Origin of the sequence: Afipia birgiae 34632, assembly GCF_000308295.2 — a bacterium.
GTDB classification, from domain to species: Bacteria; Pseudomonadota; Alphaproteobacteria; order Rhizobiales; family Xanthobacteraceae; genus Afipia; species Afipia birgiae.
The window spans coordinates 1,171,363-1,188,658 of sequence record NZ_HG326652.1; the positions used below are offsets into that span (position 1 = coordinate 1,171,363).

Sequence of the window (17,296 nt, forward strand, 5' to 3'; positions counted from 1 at the left end):
TTTGCCCGTTCCGCGTAAGTCTATGCATCGGTTCAACCCGGTGAAACCCCAAGGTAACCACTTGCGGTCGAAACAGTGTGGCTGGGACATTGTAGCCACACCTGCGCAGTTCCAAGGAAAACGATCCTAGAATGTAAACGCTGGACGGCGCTCAAGACCCGTCAAAACCGGCGCAGAGGCGTCAAAAAGCACCCGGTTCCCGAAATCCGACGGAGAGCGCGCAACCAGGGTGGCCCGTGGGGGCGTCCTGGTGGCAAAGACGCCGACAAGCCGGCCGCCCATCTTCAGCTGCTCATAGAGCCCCTGAGGCTCAACTTCGGTCGCGCCGTCCATGACAATGACGTCGTACGGCGCGTGGGCGCGGTCGCCCTCGGCCGGGGCGGCGGCGGTGACAGTCGCGTTGGCGAGACCCAGACCGGCCAGATTCTTCTTCGCTGCGGCAGCCAGCGACGGGTCGGGCTCGGTGGCGAACACTTCCGCGGCGAGATGGGAAAGAACGGCCGCCGAATAGCCGCTCGCGCAACCGACCACCAGCACGCGGTCCGTTTCGGAGATCGCAGCAGCCTGCAGCATCTTTGCGAGCACCGCCGGCTTGATCAGGTGGCGTTTCGGCTGCCCGTCTGCAGCAACGTCGATATCCAGATCCAGGTAGGCGATGGCCCGCTTGCCATCCGGCACAAATGTTTCACGCGGGACCGCGAGCATCGCATCGATAATGCGCAGGTCGGTGACGTCGCTGGGCCGCACCTGACAGTCGACCATATTCTGCCGCGAGGCCGTGAAATCTGACATGGGATAACCTCAAGACAGGAACACTGATTAGGTCACAGGGACAAGGTCACAAGGCCTAGCCGGATCGACGTTGCCCGGCGCAGGCATATTTGCTGCAAGGCCGAATACGTTGCAAGCCTGCTAGTGGAGCGGATTTGACATTCGCGACCCACTCCGTCGCAAATTCGCAACGCGAATGTCAAATCCAAAGCTCCACTAGAAACTCATATTTGCCAGTGGTCCTTCGATTCTAACATTCGCAAAGTTGTCTGCCGAAACGGATGCGAATGTTAGAATCGGGACCACCAGGTGCAAGTCGCAAGTCTGTCTATGGTATGAAATCCCCGAGCATGACAGCATGCGGTGGGGATCGAAGGCTGGGAATGATGACACACGACACGACACGATCTGCGTTCCGTTTCCGGGTTCGCGATTTGCCGCTGGCCGCGCTGCTGATCTGCGCGAGCATCGCGCCCGCACCTGCGCAAACGGCAACCGCAGCACCGGCGGACACCGCGGACCAACAGGTTCCAAAGCGCAAGAAAATGATCGAGCGCGCTGCCGCTGTCATGAAGGCGCTCGGAGATGCTTCCGTCAAACGTGGGCAGAAACTCCCGGCGCTGGCCGACTATTACGCCGCCAAAGCCGACCTCAAGTCGATCGATCCGTCTGCTCCGGAAGCTCCACGGGCGAAGAAGCTGCTGGCGGCGATGCAGAAGAACGAGCGCGAATATGTCCGCAAGCTCGGCACCAACAACATCGACGCCAGATTGGATTCGCTGAGCGGCAACGTCGACGGCCGCAAGAAATTTGCAGCGGATACCCGCAAGCAGATGCTGCGCCGGGGACTTTCAATGGACATCAGTACGTCCGGCGAGCACGAGACGGTGTTGAACTACAAGTATTTCAAGATGGATCGCCCGACGGTTCTCAACCTCGCGGAATCCGGGAAGATCTTCAACAAGGCGCGTGATCTCGGATTCCGCTCCGTCATCTTCACCGACGGACGCCTCACCTGGACCTACGACGTCGCGGCCAACACATTCAAATGAGGAAAGATCAGCGCAAACGGTCCGGCGGAACACCGGCGTCCGGCCCGGGCCAATCCCTGCCCGGCTCAGACCATGGCGCGCTGTCCGCGAGCGGCCTGTCGGCTGTCCGGCGGCAGATGGGTGAGTTCGACGACCTGCCGCCCGAAGTGCGCGCGGCGTTGATGTCCGCGAATGAACCCAGCGACCAGATGATCGACGTCCTCTGCACGATGCATCGCAGTGGTTTTCCGGTCGAAGCCCTGATGAAGGTGATCACGGCAAGCAACGCCAGAAGCAGCAGCTAGCTCGAATCGAGGGCACGGTTATCACCGCCGCAAATCCGCCCAACCGGGCTCGGCTGCGGCATAAAGACGAGCCCCGGTCACGGGATTGCATAAGTGCCTGTGCCCTTGTAACTAGTCGCGCGAGTGGGGCCACGTGGCGGAGTGGTGACGCAACGGTCTGCAAAACCGTGTACACCGGTTCAATTCCGGTCGTGGCCTCCAACATTCTCTTAGCCATTCACCCATCTCTCTCATTTTTGGGCGATTTACGCTTTGCAAGACTCAGGGCCTTTGCTATAGGCGGCCCATTGCTGCTTCAGCAGTATTCCTCGGTAGCTCAGCGGTAGAGCATTCGACTGTTAATCGAATGGTCGCTGGTTCGAATCCAGCCCGGGGAGCCAATCAAATCAATCACTTAGCTGACCTTGATCCACTCCCGCCTTGCGGGGGATTGCGCCTGTGCATAGCTGCCCTTGATGGCGCGGCGGGCAATCCAGGGTGGAACAGGCGGTTTTTGAAGTGAGCGCAGAATCCAGGGCCGAACTCGACCGCCACTTTGAATGGATCGCGAACCGGCTTCCGGAAAAGGGGGCCCGTTTCATACGCTGGTTGCGTCAACCGTCATCGCGTTGGGTGAGGATTCCCCTCGCCTTTCTCCTTGTCGTTGGCGGAATTTTCAGTTTCCTGCCCGTTCTGGGCCTCTGGATGCTGCCGCTTGGCCTTATGCTGATTGCTCAGGACGTGCCGTTCCTGCAGCGGCCGCTGGCCAACGCGCTTGGCTGGGCCGAACGAAAGTGGCTGGGCCGGAAGAACGGACAGCCCTAGTCATCGCAGGAAGTCATCTCAGGAAGTCTTGGAATGAACTCACCCCTGGATATCATTGTTCCGATCCTGATGGGCGCGGCGCTTCTGTGGTGGATCGGCCGCGGCATGGGCGGGCGGTCGATGCTGATCGCAACGGCGGTGACGCTTGCGGTCATCGTCGGCGTGTTGCTGGCTCAGAATGCCGGATGGCGCTAACCCCGCCGCGGCGAGTTCCATAGCGAAAAGACCGCGACCTCTTCCCGGCGAGCCATGTGGCTTCCCTGCACTTGCTGCCATGTCATCGCTCGGTAACAATCCGCAAATGTTACCTCCGGGGGCTGAGTCGATGCGCATCACCCATTCAGTGAACAGCTCCGAAAGGCGAACGTACACGATCAGAAATCTCGCACTTGGAGCGGCGGCTGGTTTCGCCGCGATCACGGGAGCGTCCGCAGCCGATCTGCCGGTCAAAGCGAAGGCCGTCGAGTATGTGAAGATCTGTTCCCTGTACGGCGCCGGTTACTACTACATCCCCGGCACAGACACCTGCATCAAGCTGAGCGGCTACATACGGGCCGACGCGAACTTCAACGGCGGAAACTACAACAAGCCCGCCTGGGACCAAGGCAACGCCGAAGGCACCCAGTCACGGGATCGCGATTACTTCACGACCCGCATGCGCACGGAGCTGCAGATCGATACCCGCACACAGACCGAATACGGTGTGGTGCGCATCTACATGAATCCACGATTTCAGTTCGATACCGGCGCGGCTCCCGACACGGGCGTCCTGACACTGGACTACGGCTTCGTTCAGTTCGCGGGCTTCACGCTTGGTAAGGCCGTGTCGGTCTTTCAAACGCCGTGGGGGTCTTCCGGTGCGAACAGCAGCACGTCCTTCCTGATCGGCGGCTATGACAACATCAACGGCATCACGCAGCTCGCCTATACGTGGGAATTCGGCAACGACGTCTCCGCCTCGGTCGCAGTTGAAGACAACCGCGTTATCAACCGCGCTGTCTTGCTCAATGCCAGCCTGACACAACCTGCCACGGGCGTGTTCAGCGGCGTCTTCACCAACTCGTACGGCGGGAATGTTGCTCCTGATTTCGTCGGCAACATCCGGATCGACCAGAAATCCTTCACAGCGCAACTGTCCGCCGCCGCGCATAACGTTCATGCGAACTACTACGCCGGACCCGCCGGCGCCGCACCGGTCGAACCGAACGGCCACCCGAACGACGTCTGGGGCTTCGCTGTCATGGGCGGGCTTCAGTTGAGGGATCTGCCAACCGGCCCCGGTGACAAGCTGTCGCTGGATTTCACCTACGTCGACGGCGCCGCGAAGTATCTTATCGGCGGCGTAACCGGGACGAATTTCGATGCTTTCAGCAGCGGCACGAATTTCGCCGGCAGCTATCAGGGCATGGCGGTGCTGTCGCTGCTGGACGGCGTCTACACAACGGGCAGCCGGATCGAGAAGTCAACCGGATGGGGGTTCCGAGGCGGCTTCCTGCACAACTGGTCGCCTGCCTGGCAGACAGGCGTGTTCGGCACCTACTCGCGTATCGACTACAATGCGAGCGGCACCGCTGCGTTCTGCGCCCTGTTTACAGCTCTGTCCCCGAAGTCGAATGGATTCACCTGCAATCCGGATTTCAGCATCTGGCAGATCGGCACGCGCACGGCATGGACCCCTGTCAAGAACCTCACGTTCGGGGTGGAGGTGATGTACACGATGCTCGACCAGTCGCACTCCGGATCGCAAACACTGGCGAACCCCGGTCCACTGACCGGCACCTTCAAGCCGACCGCCGTCTATGACTTCAAGGACCAGGGCATCATCTCAGGGACCGTCGGTGTCCGCCGAACGTTCTGATTGCCCGTTGCGAACAGCGTACATGCTCCCTGCTTCGTCATTGTGAGGAGCGTTAGCGACGAAGCAATCCAGTCTTCCTTGTTGTTTTCTGGATTGCTTCGCTGCGCTCGCAATGACGAAAGCTTTGGTCTATTGGCCGCGCTTGCCGACAATCAGGATCAGGCCGATGCCTTGGCGCCCTTGCCTCGCCGGTTTTCCGGACGCCGGTAGTCGCGCTTCTTCGGCTTCGGCGCCAGTTCCGGCATCGTCGACTGAACCGCGCGATATTGCGTCAGCATCCGCTGGAACGTCGCATTGAGTTCTGTTTCGATCTCCGGGCGTCCTTCAAGCCTGCTGAGCACCATTCCCGCAGCCTCGATGGTCGACAGCCCGTCGCGGCGCGGCTCCTTGCGAAGCTTGCCATAGTGCGATGGATTCGCCGGTCCAAGGATGATACGCCGGCATTTCAGCATCCACGCATTGCGCCACCAGAGCGCCTTGGCCTGGCTCCACGTCCCGTCGAGCAGCACGACGCCCTCGATATCTTTCAGGATCGATCGCTGGCTATCCTCGATCTCACCCTTGCGATCGATCGCGACGAGATCGCGTTCGGTCGCGAGGTCGGCGACCTTCGCCGAGCCGAGATAGAGGATGGCCCAGTCGAGCGGATCGACGGAGCGGCCCAGCGCCTTGGACAGGCTCGGCCACGACAGGCCGATCTTGTGGGTCACCTTCTGGAAATGCTGCGCCGTCAGCCGCGCCGTTCCAAGCGCCCTGTCCTGCTCCTGCGGATGCTGCAGGATCAGAAGTTCGACCCGGTTAGCAATCGGCGTCACGCTGTCGCAGATGCACAGCGGCAGCGGCTTGCCGCAGCGGGGGCACTCTTCGATCTCTTCGGGCGCGTCGGCGGCCGGCTTGGTTTTGGCGGATTTTGACATGCGTCCGGCTATACGCTGCGCGCCGGATGACGGCAACCTGCCAAGGCATCGCTCGACGAGATTCCGTCAGGGGGCGCTCCCTGGTGCTGGAAGCTGGCGCCTTCTCAGCCATCGGCCCAACAAGCGCCGCTTGCCGCCGCGCGGGATCAAATCGATGTCGCTGACGAGTTTCGCGCCGCCCTTGCGACGCTCCAGCGTAATCTTGCGGCTGTGGAATTCTTCCAGTTCCGGGCGATGTGCAACGCTGATGATTGTCGCGTCCTTCAGTTCCTCGTGGAGCAGCCCCATCATCTTGTCCTGCCCGGGTTCGTCGAGCGCGGATGTCGCCTCATCAAGGACGATGATGTCGGGCCGATGTAGAAACAACCGTGCGAATGCCAGCCGCTGCTTTTCGCCGCCGGACAATGTCTGGTCCCACGGGGCATCCTCTTCGATCTTTTCCTTCAGATGCGCCAGCCCGACTTTCTCAAGCGTCTCCGCCATCTGTTTGACAGTCCAGTCCTCGGCCGCGCCGGGATAGGCGATCGCGCGCCGCAGCGTGCCGAACGGCACATACGGCTTTTGCGGCAACATGAAAATCCTGCGGTCGGGATGAAAATCGACGCTGCCGCCGCCCCACGGCCACAAACCGGCAATGGCGCGCACCAGTGTGCTCTTTCCGGTGCCGGATTCACCGGCAACAAGAACACGCTCACCGGGCTCGATCACCACTTCCGACTCCCCGACGACAGCGGTGCCGTCGTTCAACGTGACAGACAGTTCGTTCAGGCGGAGCATCGCATCGCCCTCGGTTTCGCCGCGCTGGATGCGGTTGATGCCATCACCGGTTTCGGCGCGCTCCAGACCGTCAATCGACATCATCAGCGACGCGATGCGCCGCGCGCCCGCGTTCCATTCCGCAAGGCGCGGATAATTGTCCACCAGCCAGCCGAACGCGGCCTGCACGATCGTGAATGCCGAGGCCGCCTGCATGACCTGTCCCAGCGACATGCTTCCTTCCAGAAACTTCGGGGCGCACAGCAGGATCGGAATCACCGGCGCAATCAGGCTGGATCCCTGCGACACAATGGTGGTGCGCATATGCTGCCCGCAAATTCGCGCCCATTGCCGCAGAACATTGCCGAACGACTTGTCGATTCCCGAACGTTCTTCCTCTTCGCCGCCGAGCAGTGCGATGCTTTCGCCGTTTTCACGCACGCGGGTCAGCGCGTAGCGATACTCCGCTTCAGCCTGGTTCTTGCTCTCGGATACGGAAACAAAATTGCGGCCGATGATCATCATCGAGCCGCTGGCGATCGCCGCATACATGACGGCCGCGATCACGAGGAAGCCCGGAATGGTAACGGTGCTGCCTCCGACTGACACTGTCAGCGCGCCGCCGATGGTCCACAACACGACGATGAAGGTGGCGGCCGAGAGAAACGCCTGCGTGACGCCTGCGGCGAAATCGACCGGCGCGTCGGTCGCCACCCGCAGATCCTCGGCGATCCGGTATTCCGGGTTCTGGTGATCGCCGTCGACCAGATTGAGCTGATAGTAGCGTCCGTTGGTCAGCCATCGCGACACAACGGAGTTTGTCAGCCACGCGCGCCAGCGCCGCTGAATATTCATGCGCGCAAACACCTGCACGACGCCAATAACAATGCTGCCGATCGCGAGCGGAAAGAACACGCCCGTCAGATAGAAGACCTTGGCGGAGTCTTTCTTCTCGATCGCGTCGAAGATCGACCTGTTCCAGACGTTGATGCCGTACTGAAACGTGATTTGCAGGACGATGAGAGCGATCAGGCCGATGCTCAGAAGCCACGCCAGGCGGCCTCCGCCGGAGCCCCAAAATCCGCGCGCGCTGATCCAGAAACGGGTCAGCAGGTAATCGCGTTTGAGCTGTTCGATCTCCTCGGCCGACAACCCCGGTTCGGGTTCGAGCAGTTCGGGTGGCGGGGCTTCAACCGGCTCTCCGGTTTCGGCGACAACTTCTTGAATTGGCGGTCTATTCATACCGGCCCAACGCGAATGGAACCCTAAAGTTCCTGCGCGCTGTGCACTGCCGCAAAGTTCCTACTCGGCCGGTGCAGCGTCCGTCACCGGCGTTTGCCGCTCCCGCCGCCGCAGCCGGTCGATCAGAAGATAGATCACCGGCGTGGTGTAGAGCGTCAGGATCTGCGACACGATCAGCCCGCCGATAATGGTGATGCCGAGCGGCCGGCGCAGTTCTGTCCCCGGCCCCGTCGCAAGCACCAGCGGAACGGCAGCCAGCAATGCCGCCATGGTGGTCATCAGGATCGGCCGGAAGCGTGCGAGGCAGGCCTCGAAGATCGCGTCCTCCGACGACAGACCGCGATGCCGTTCGCCCTCCAGCGCGAAGTCGACGATCATGATGCCGTTCTTCTTCACGATGCCGATGAGAAGGATGATGCCGATAAACGCGATCACCGTGAGCGGCGTGTTGGTGATCTGCAGGGCCAGCAAAGCGCCGAGGCCCGCGGACGGCAATGTCGAAATGATCGTCAGCGGATGCGCGAGGCTTTCATACAGAACGCCGAGAACGATATAGACCGCGATCAGCGCGCCGAGGATCAGCAAAGGCTGGCGGTTCGCGGTTTTCTGACTGTCGGCCGCATTGCCGGCGAACTCGCCGCGAATGCCTTCAGGCATGTGCAGCTCCTCGACCGCACGCAGGACGTTGTCGGTCGCGGTTTGCAGCGGCACGCCGTCCGGAACGTTGAACGAGATCGTGTTCGAAGGGAACGAGGCCTGATGATAGACGGAGAGCGGCGACAGCCCGCGCTCCATCCTGACCACTGCCGACAGCGGGACCTGGGCATCGCCCGCGCCCGCCACATAGATTTTATCGAGCGCCGACGGATCGCCCTGCAACCGCGGATCGACCTCCAGAATAATCTTGTACTGGTTACGTTGCGTGTAGATGGTCGATATCTGCCGCTGCGAGAACGCATTGTTCAAGGCGTTGTCGATGTCCTGAACCTGAACACCGAGACTGGCGGCCATCTTCCGGTCGATCGACAGGTTCAGCGCCAGACCGGCGGCGTCGCGGTCACTCGAAATGTCCGTGATGCCTTCGACGCTTTCGAATTTCTTCGCAACGATCGGCGCCCACTTCGACAGCAGATCCAGATCCGAACTGATCAGCGTATACTGATAGCTGGAGTCGCTCTGGCGTCCGCCCGCCCGCAGATCCTGGGCCGCGAACATGAACAGCCGGATGCCCGGCACCGTGCCGAGGTTCCGCCGGAGACGATCGATCACCTGCGTGGTCGTCAGACCGCCGCGCTGGTCGAGATCCTTCAGGCTGATGAACATCGTTCCGCGATTTGCGCCGCCTCCGCCCGGCCCGCCACTGCCGCCGAGGCTGGATCCGACGCCCGCGACAGCCGGATCGGCCATCACGATATCTGCGATCCGTTGCTGGAGACCAAGCATGGCCTGGAACGAGACATCCGGTGACGCGCGCGTCGCCCCGATCACGAGGCCGCTGTCATCCGTCGGGAAATAGCCCTTCGGCGACTTGATATAGAGCGTCACTGTCAGTGCGATGGTCGCGACAAACACCAGCATGGTCAGGACCGGCAAGCGCAATACAACGTGCAGGGTTCGCTCATAGAACCGCACGATGCGCGACAGGCTGCCTTCGACCAGCCGGTCGAACCATGTCGCGTCCGGCGAGATCGTGGATTTGATGTAGTGCGCACAGATCATCGGCGTCACGGTCAGCGACACCACCATCGAGACCAGAATGGCGAAGGTCAGTGTCAGCGAGAATTCGCGGAACAGCCGCCCGATGATGCCTTCCATGAAAATCAGCGGGGTAAACGCTGCAACCAGCGAAATGCTGATCGACAAAACGGTGAATCCGATCTGCTTCGCGCCGAGCAACGCCGCCTGATAGGGCTTCATGCCCTCTTCGAGATTGCGGTACATGTTCTCGATCATGACGATGGCATCGTCCACCACGAAACCCACTGAGACCGCCAGCGCCATCAGCGACAGATTGTTGATCGAAAACCCTGCGACCCACATCATCGCGCATGTGCCCGCCAGCGCCAGCGGCACGGAAATGCCCGCCGCGATGGTCGGCGTGATCCGGCGCACGAACACGAATACCACGAGCATGACCAGAACAGCGGTCGCTCCCAGCGTCCACTCCATGTCCTCCACGTTGGCGCGAATGGTTCCCGTGCGATCCGAGAGAATTGAAATCTCGACGCCGCCCGGAATCCATTGCTTCAACTCGGGCAGCAATGCTTTCACGCGATCGACGGTCTCGATGACGTTGGCGTCCTGCTGCTTGGTGATCAGGATCAGAACGGCAGGCTGCTTGTTGAACCATGCAATGGAGCGGCTGTTGCGCGTCGCATCGAGGACGGTCGCGACGTCGGACAGTTTCACGAAATTGCCGTTGGCGGCCTTGATGACGATATCGCGGAACTGGGCCGCCGTGCGCATCTGAGGATTCGCTGCGAGCGTCTCGCCGAGCACCGGACCGTTGAAGGCTCCGACGGGGCCAATCGCATTGGCGTTGATAATGGCATTGCGAACATCGTCGCTGGCAATGCCGGCCGTGGCCAGTGCACCGGGACTGAGCTGAACGCGAATAGCCGGCTGGTCCGCGCCGCTCACCGTCGCCTCGCCCACGCCGGGCACCTGTGAAATGCGCTGGGCGATGACCGTGTCAGCAACGTCATAGATCGCGCTCGGCAGCATGGTTTTAGAGGTCAGCGCGATGATCAGCACCGGAGACGCGGCAGGATTGGCCTTTCGGAAATTCGGCAGCGTCGGCAGATCGGTCGGCAAATCGGCCAGCGACGCATTGATCGCGGCCTGCACGTCGCGCGCCGCGCGATCGATGTTGCGGCCGATGGCGAACTGAAGCGAGATGCTGGTGGTGCCCAGTGAACTGGTCGATGTGATCTGATCGATGCCGGAGATTTCACCGAGCCGCCGTTCCAGCGGCGCAGCGACGGTGGACGACATGATCGTCGGATCGGCGCCGGGACGCGAAGCCGACACCCGGATCGACGGGAAATCGACCGATGGAATGCTCGCAACCGGCAGGAAATTGTAGGCGACCGCTCCGACCAGAAACAGGCCGATTGCCAGCAGCGTGGTGCCGACGGGCCTGCGGATGAATGGTTCGGAAAGCGACGCCATTCCTAGTGTCCTGTATCCGACGTTTGCTTCATTTTGCAGCGCCTTCCGAGCAAACGTCGGATACGAAAGGACGCTAGCGACCTATAATTCCAGTGATCCTTTGGTTCTGACATTCGTAGAGTGCCCGCGAAGAACATTATACGAATGTCAGAACCGGATCACTGGACGCCCTCCGTGGTTCCGGCGATCGGTGGCGACGGCTTGCCGGAATCATCCGGCGGCACCGCGGCTTCGATCCGGCGATTGATCCGGTCCAGCGCGAGATAGATGACCGGCGTCGTATAGAGCGTGAGGATTTGCGAGACGACCAACCCGCCGATGATTGACACGCCGAGCGGGAAGCGCAACTCGGACCCCGTTCCGCCTTCAAGCGCCAGCGGCAGCGCGCCGAACAGCGCCGCCAGCGTCGTCATCATGATCGGGCGGAACCGCAGCAGACACGCCTTCACGATGGCGTCGTAAGCCGACAGGCCCTGATGCCGCTCCGCCTCGAGCGCGAAGTCGATCATCATGATCGCGTTCTTCTTGACGATACCCATCAGCAGAATGATGCCGATCAAGCCGATCACCGACAGATCCTGACCGCAAAGCATCAGCGCGAGGATCGCGCCGACGCCGGCCGAAGGCAGCGTCGACAGAATGGTGATCGGATGGATGTAGCTTTCGTACAGCACGCCCAGCACGATGTAGATCGTCACCAGCGCCGCGAGGATCAGCCATGGTTGCCCTGAGAGCGACTTGGAAAACTCGGCGGCGTCGCCCGAATAGAGACCGACGATGTTTCCCGGCATCCCGATACGCTTCTCGATCTCGGCGACGCGCTCGACGGCGTTGCCGAGCGCTTCACCCGGCGCAAGATTGAACGACAGCGAGACTGAGGGGAATTGCGACTGATGCGAGATCGACAGCGGCGCGGTCGTTCGCACGATGCTGGCCACCGCGTCGATCGGCACCTGCGCCGTGGGCGCCCCTGACGCACCGGCGGCGCCGGGAACATACAGCTTCGACAGCACTGACGGATCGCGCTGATACTCAGGCAACGCTTCAAGAACGACGCGGTACTGGTTGGCCTGACCAAAGATCGTTGAAATCTGGCGCTGGGCGAAGGCGTCGTTCAGCGTATCGTTGACCGCCTGCACCGAGACGCCAAGCTGGCCCGCGCGCTGGCGATCGACATTGACCAGGGCACGAAGACCGCCCTCCTGCCCGTCCGACGACACATCGCGGAACATCGGATCGCGCCGCATCTCCTGGACGAGCTTGTTCGACCACTCGATCACGGACGGCGCGTCGGTCGCGGTCAAAGTGTACTGATACTGCGACCGGCTGGACCGCGTACTGATCTGAACGTCCTGTACAGCCTGAAAATAGACCCTCATGCCGGGAACGGCGGCAACACGCTGCTTCAACCGCTCCACAACGTCCGCGATGCCGGTCTTGCGCTGGCCGCGCGGCTTCAGCGTCAAAACGAGACGCCCGACATTCGTGGTCGGGTTCACCGACCCCGCACCGATCACAGAGACGACGCCCACAATGTCAGGATCTGCCTTGATGGCGTCGGCGATCTGGGTCTGCCGCAGTTTCATATCCGTGAAGGACACCTCGGTGCCGGCTTCGGTCACGGCGGTGACCGATGCCGTATCCTGCAACGGCAGGAAGCCTTTCGGCGCGACGACATAGAGCGCGAGAGTCGCAATGATCGTCAGAAAGGTGACAACCAGCGTCGCGCGCTGATGCTGCAGCACCCAGAGCAGCGTGCGCTCGTAGAATGCCACCATCTTGTCGATCCAGCCGCTGAGCGTGGCGAGACCGGGCACCTGAAGTTCCTCGTGATGCCGCTTCAGCAGCCGCGAGCACATCATCGGCGTCAGGGTCAGCGACACCACGGCGGATGTCACGACCGCAATCGTCAGCGTCAACGCGAACTCCCGGAACATGCGGCCGACGAGGCCGGACATGAACAGCAGCGGAATGAACACGGCGATCAGCGACACCGTCAGCGATATCACCGTAAAGCCGATTTCGCTGGCGCCGCGCAGCGCGGCGTCCATCACGCCCTCACCGCCCTCCATATGGCGGACAATGTTCTCGATCATCACGATGGCGTCGTCGACCACGAATCCGGTACCGATGGTCAGTGCCATCAGCGACAGGTTGTCGAGGCTGAAGCCTGCGAAGTACATCACCCCGAAGCTGGAAATCAGCGACAGCGGCAACGCGACGCCCGCGATCAGCGTGGCGCGCAGCGAGCGCAGGAAGATCAGGACCACAAGTGTCACCAGCACGACGCTGAGCACCAGCGTGAACTGGACGTCGCGAACGGACGCCTTGATCGTGACGGTGCGGTCGCTGACCACGGTGAGGTCCACGCCCGCAGGAACGGCTTTCTGGAGCTTGGGTATCTCCTCGCGGATCTGCCGCACCACCTCGATCACGTTGGCGCCGGGCTGACGCTGGATCTCGATGACAACCGCGGGCTTGCCTTGATACCAGGCGCCAGTCTTCTCGTTTTCCAGCCCGTCGATGATCCTCGCGACGTCGCCGATCGTCACCGGCGAACCGTTGCGATAGGCGATGATGATCGGCTTGTAGGCGTCGGCGGTGGCGATCTGGTCGTTGGCTGCGATGGTGTAGGCCTGCTGCGCGCCGTCGAGCGATCCTTTCGGGCCGGACACGTTCGCGCCGGCAATCGCCGTGCGCAGGTCTTCCATCGAGATGCCGTAGGCGGCGAGCCGGGCGAGATCGGCCTGCACGCGAACGGCGGGTTTCAATCCTCCGAGAATGGACACGCGCCCGACGCCGGAAATCTGCGCGAGACGCTGAGCCATCATGGTGTCGGCGAGATCGCTCATCGCACGCAGCGGTGACGTATCCGACGTCATCGCCAGCGTCAGCACCGGCGCATCGGCCGGATTCACCTTTGCATATGTCGGCGGATACGGCAGGTTCTTCGGGAGCACGCCCGCCGCGGCATTGATCGCAGCCTGCACATCCTGCGTCGCGCCGTCGATGTCACGGTTGAGATCGAACTGCAGAGAAATCTGGCTGACGCCGAACGAACTCGTCGAGGTCATGGAAACCAGCGACGGGATTTGTCCGAGCTGCCGCTCCAGCGGCGCGGTGATCAGCGACGCGGCAACATCAGGACTCGCACCCGGCAACTGGGTTGTCACCTGGACCGTCGGAAAATCCACCTGCGGCAGGGCCGACACCGGCAGCGCCCAATATCCGAGCGCGCCGCCGATCAGCAGCGCGATGCCGAGCAGCGACGTCGCGATCGGCCGATGGATAAATGGCTCAGAGACGCTCATCGATGCGTGCTCACAGGTTCAGAATAAACACGGCTCACTGCGGCGCTTTCGCGCCGCCGCCCGTTTGTTGTTGACCGCCTTGCGGTGCAGCCCCCTGCTCCTTCTGGCCATCGCGCCGCTCGCTGCGCTGGCCCTTGTCACCGCCGCCCGGCCGCTGCTGTTTGCGTGGTGCGAGATCCGGCGTCGGAGCCTGATAATCCGTGCTGATGGCGACTCTCGCCCCCTCAGACAAGTTGGCGAACCCGGTCGTCACAACCTGTTCGGCGACCGTGATGCCGGAGGCAATAACCGCAATCGTTTCGTTCTGCTGCGTCACCGTCACAGGACGTGCGGACACGATATTGTTCTGACCGATGACGTAAACAAATGTGCCGGCCGGTCCGCGCTGAACCGCAGCGGTCGGCACGACAATCGCCTTGTCCAGCGTCTGTACTTTGAGGCGCACGTTGACGAACTGTCCCGGCCACAACTGGAAATTCGCGTTGGGGAATTCACCCTTCACCTTCACGGTGCCGGTCGTCTGATCGACCTGATTGTCGATGCCGGTCACCCTGCCGGTATCGACGACAGTCCTGCCGTCATTTCCGAACGCATCGACGGTCAACGCTCCTTTCGCAGAAGCTGCGTTGACGCGAAAGATCTGCTGCTGCGGCAGGCTGAACTGAATGGCGATCGGCTGCAGTTGTGTAATCACGACCACACCCGTCGCGTCCGACATCTGAACGATGTTGCCCTGATCGACCTGACGAAGTCCGGCGCGGCCCGAAAGCGGCGCGACGATCTTGGTATAGCCGAGCGTGGCCTGCGCATTGTCGATCACCGCCTGATCGGATTTCACCAGCGCTTCGAGTTGCGCAACCAGCGCCTTCTGGGTGTCCGCCTGCTGCGCGGAGCCTGCCTTGGCTGTCGCCAATTGCTGATAGCGGACCAGATCCATACGGGCGTTCGCGAGCGTCGCCTCGTCCTGCGCCTTCTTCGCGACGGCCTGATCGTATTGCGCCTGGTAGATCACCGGATCGATCTCGGCCAGCACGTCGCCCTTTTTGACGTCCTGACCTTCCTTGAAATTCACCGATAACAGCTTGCCGCTTACCTGCGCACGGATAGTCACGTTGTTCAGCGCACGGACGGTGCCGACGCCGTCGAGGTAGACCGGCACGTCTTCGATGCGGGGCGTCGCGGCCAGCACCGGGATCGCGAGATCGGGGCGCGTGCGCGTCGCCGTCTCGGTCTTCTTGAAGTAGGTCCAGCCGAGATAGCACAGGCCGCCGATGATGAGGAGCCATACCGCGATCGAGACGGTTCGCCGCCGCGCACCCGACGCGACGCGCGCGACTCCCTCGCCGGCCGCCTTGTTCAGGCCTTTGGCCTTTTCATTCAGATCGGGCTTAAAGAGCATTCGCCGGCCCTTCCGTCCTTGGCGACCAACCACCGCCCAATGCCTGATAGAGCGTTACGACCGCCAGCAGCCGGGCGAGTTGGAACTGCGCAAGCGAATCTTCAGCCTGAAATAGCGTCAATTGCGTGTTTAGCACAGTCACGATGTCGGCTGTGCCGGCGCGCAGCTGCCGTTCCGAGAGTTCGAACGCCCGCCGGGATGCCGCCACCACGATGCGCTGGAGCCGCAGCCGCTCGTTCGCCTGCTTAAGGGTCGAGAGCGCCGTATCCACGTCGGCGAAGGCCGACACCACGGTCTTGCGATAGGTTTGCAACAACTCATCCTGCCGGGCCTGCTGCAGATCGAAGTTGGCCTGGATTCGCCCGGCATCGAAGATCGGCTGCGTCAGCCCGGCCGCGACGTTGAAGAATGCCGACTGCGGAGTAAACAACATCGCCAGTTGCGCGCTTTGATAGCCGCCCTGACCGGTCAGTTGAATGCTTGGGAAGAACTGGGCTCGCGCGCTGCCAACATTCGCAGTCGCTGACGCCAGCTGGTTTTCCTGACGCCGGATGTCAGGCCGTTGCGTCAGCAGGTCCGACGGCAGTCCCGGCGTCACACGCGGAATCGCGATCCCTCCCAGCGAACCGCCGGTCAGCCGCACCCGCTCGGGCGGACGTGCAACCAGCGTTGCCAGAATGTTGGCATTCTGATCCAGCGCCTGCCGCAACGGCGGCACCGCCGCCTTCTGATTGGCCAACAGGCTTTCCTGCTGCGCGAGATCGAGATCGGAGCCCGTTCCGGCATCCACGCGCGCCTTGATCGCGTCATAGATGCGCTGTGCGCTGGCGATGTTACGCGTCGCGATGTTGATCCGTTCCTGCGCGGCGACCACGTTGAAATAGGCATTGGCGACGCTCGCCAGGGTGGTCAGCGCGACCACGTCGCGATCGAAGCGGTTCGCGTTGGCGGTTTCTTCGGCGGCCAACAGCGCGTCGCGATTCTTGCCCCAGAAATCGATCTCGTAGCTCGCACTGAGCGATGCCGTATGATTCGTGACCTCACCGCGTCCGGTGAGCGGGGTCGCACTTGTGATCGTGCCCGTTGTGCGAGATGACCGCGACCGCGAGCCGGAGAAGGTGCCGGTGAGACTCGGCAGCAACGCAGCGCCTGCGGTCTGAGCCAGCGCGTCGGCCTGCCGGATGCGGGCGACCGCGGCGGCGATGTCGAGATTGACGGTCTGGGCCTCTTCCATGAGGACGGTCAGCTCCTGCGAGCGGAAGCCGCGCCACCAGTCGAGCGTCGGCAGCGCACTGTCAGCCTTTCCCGTCGCCGATTTATAGGCTCCCGGGACGTCCAGCGCCGGGTCCGGCAGGTCAGCCGTCAGGATGCAGCCGCCCGACGTGGCCGCCATGGCCAGCGCCGCGCATAGCGCGAGCGAAGGCCGCGGAAACGCGCCACGTTTCAACTTGAGGGGCGACTCGAACACCGGCGTGAACACTCTCCAACCAACCAGAATCCCATTGTAGCGGGCAGTTCTGGCGGCGCACAGGGATGTTCCGTTGCGCTCCCCAGGACAAGGGCGAGCTGTGCCTCCTGGGTGTCACGTCCGAAATCTGACTTAGCCCCAATAACAAAGGCTTTCCTGCATTCGTCGATCTGAACGGCGGCAAGCCTTACCAAGATTTCATGTGGACTTCAGCGACACAGACTGCGGCCAGAGCTACCCGCGACGGCACGACGCCGACAGCC

Annotated in this window: 12 protein-coding genes and 2 tRNA genes; 7 read left to right on the forward strand and 7 right to left on the reverse strand. The window is 62.0% G+C overall.

The window, feature by feature from the left end:
* Positions 1 to 126: 126 nt before the first annotated feature.
* Positions 127 to 792, reverse strand: coding sequence for a protein-L-isoaspartate O-methyltransferase family protein (locus tag BN32_RS05655; protein ID WP_040425486.1), 666 nt, complete (start codon positions 790 to 792; stop codon positions 127 to 129).
* A 362-nt stretch (positions 793 to 1,154) separates the two neighbouring features.
* Here BN32_RS05655 and BN32_RS05660 point away from each other — a divergent pair, with 362 nt between their 5' ends.
* From BN32_RS05660 to BN32_RS05685, 7 genes are all read left to right on the forward strand, one after another.
* On the forward strand, positions 1,155 to 1,823 hold the full coding sequence (locus BN32_RS05660) for a hypothetical protein (RefSeq protein ID WP_019197156.1): 669 nt from the start codon (positions 1,155 to 1,157) through the stop codon (positions 1,821 to 1,823).
* A complete protein-coding gene (locus BN32_RS05665; protein WP_019197157.1) occupies positions 1,820 to 2,107 on the forward strand; it encodes a hypothetical protein in 288 nt (95 codons plus the stop codon). The genes BN32_RS05660 and BN32_RS05665 overlap by 4 nt, the downstream gene beginning before the upstream one ends.
* A 127-nt stretch (positions 2,108 to 2,234) precedes the next feature.
* Positions 2,235 to 2,308 (forward strand) — tRNA-Cys (locus tag BN32_RS05670).
* A gap of 104 nt (positions 2,309 to 2,412) precedes the next feature.
* Positions 2,413 to 2,487, forward strand: a tRNA-Asn gene (locus BN32_RS05675).
* Positions 2,488 to 2,605: 118 nt separating this feature from the next.
* Complete coding sequence (locus BN32_RS05680; RefSeq protein ID WP_040426028.1) at positions 2,606 to 2,911, forward strand: hypothetical protein; 306 nt, start codon at positions 2,606 to 2,608, stop codon at positions 2,909 to 2,911.
* 33 nt (positions 2,912 to 2,944) lie between these two features.
* Positions 2,945 to 3,106 carry a hypothetical protein gene (locus tag BN32_RS27230; protein ID WP_019197159.1) on the forward strand — a complete coding sequence of 54 codons (162 nt, stop codon included), beginning with the start codon at positions 2,945 to 2,947 and terminating at the stop codon, positions 3,104 to 3,106.
* Between the two features lie 130 nt (positions 3,107 to 3,236).
* Positions 3,237 to 4,769 carry a porin gene (locus tag BN32_RS05685; RefSeq protein WP_019197160.1) on the forward strand — a complete coding sequence of 511 codons (1,533 nt, stop codon included), beginning with the start codon at positions 3,237 to 3,239 and terminating at the stop codon, positions 4,767 to 4,769.
* A 158-nt stretch (positions 4,770 to 4,927) separates the two neighbouring features.
* Here BN32_RS05685 and BN32_RS05690 read toward each other — a convergent pair whose 3' ends face one another.
* From BN32_RS05690 to BN32_RS05715, 6 genes are all read right to left on the reverse strand, one after another.
* Entirely contained in the window at positions 4,928 to 5,686 is a 759-nt protein-coding gene (locus BN32_RS05690) for a tRNA-uridine aminocarboxypropyltransferase (protein ID WP_019197161.1), read from the reverse strand.
* A 66-nt stretch (positions 5,687 to 5,752) separates the two neighbouring features.
* Positions 5,753 to 7,684, reverse strand: a complete 1,932-nt coding sequence (locus BN32_RS05695; RefSeq protein ID WP_019197162.1) for an ABC transporter ATP-binding protein/permease — start codon at positions 7,682 to 7,684, stop codon at positions 5,753 to 5,755.
* Positions 7,685 to 7,744: 60 nt separating this feature from the next.
* Complete coding sequence (locus tag BN32_RS05700; protein ID WP_019197163.1) at positions 7,745 to 10,855, reverse strand: efflux RND transporter permease subunit; 3,111 nt, start codon at positions 10,853 to 10,855, stop codon at positions 7,745 to 7,747.
* 158 nt (positions 10,856 to 11,013) lie between these two features.
* Complete coding sequence (locus BN32_RS05705; protein WP_019197164.1) at positions 11,014 to 14,166, reverse strand: efflux RND transporter permease subunit; 3,153 nt, start codon at positions 14,164 to 14,166, stop codon at positions 11,014 to 11,016.
* Positions 14,167 to 14,200: 34 nt separating this feature from the next.
* Positions 14,201 to 15,565, reverse strand: a complete 1,365-nt coding sequence (locus BN32_RS05710; protein ID WP_019197165.1) for an efflux RND transporter periplasmic adaptor subunit — start codon at positions 15,563 to 15,565, stop codon at positions 14,201 to 14,203.
* Entirely contained in the window at positions 15,555 to 16,958 is a 1,404-nt protein-coding gene (locus tag BN32_RS05715; protein ID WP_152343659.1) for an efflux transporter outer membrane subunit, read from the reverse strand. The genes BN32_RS05710 and BN32_RS05715 overlap by 11 nt, the downstream gene beginning before the upstream one ends.
* Positions 16,959 to 17,296: the final 338 nt, after the last annotated feature.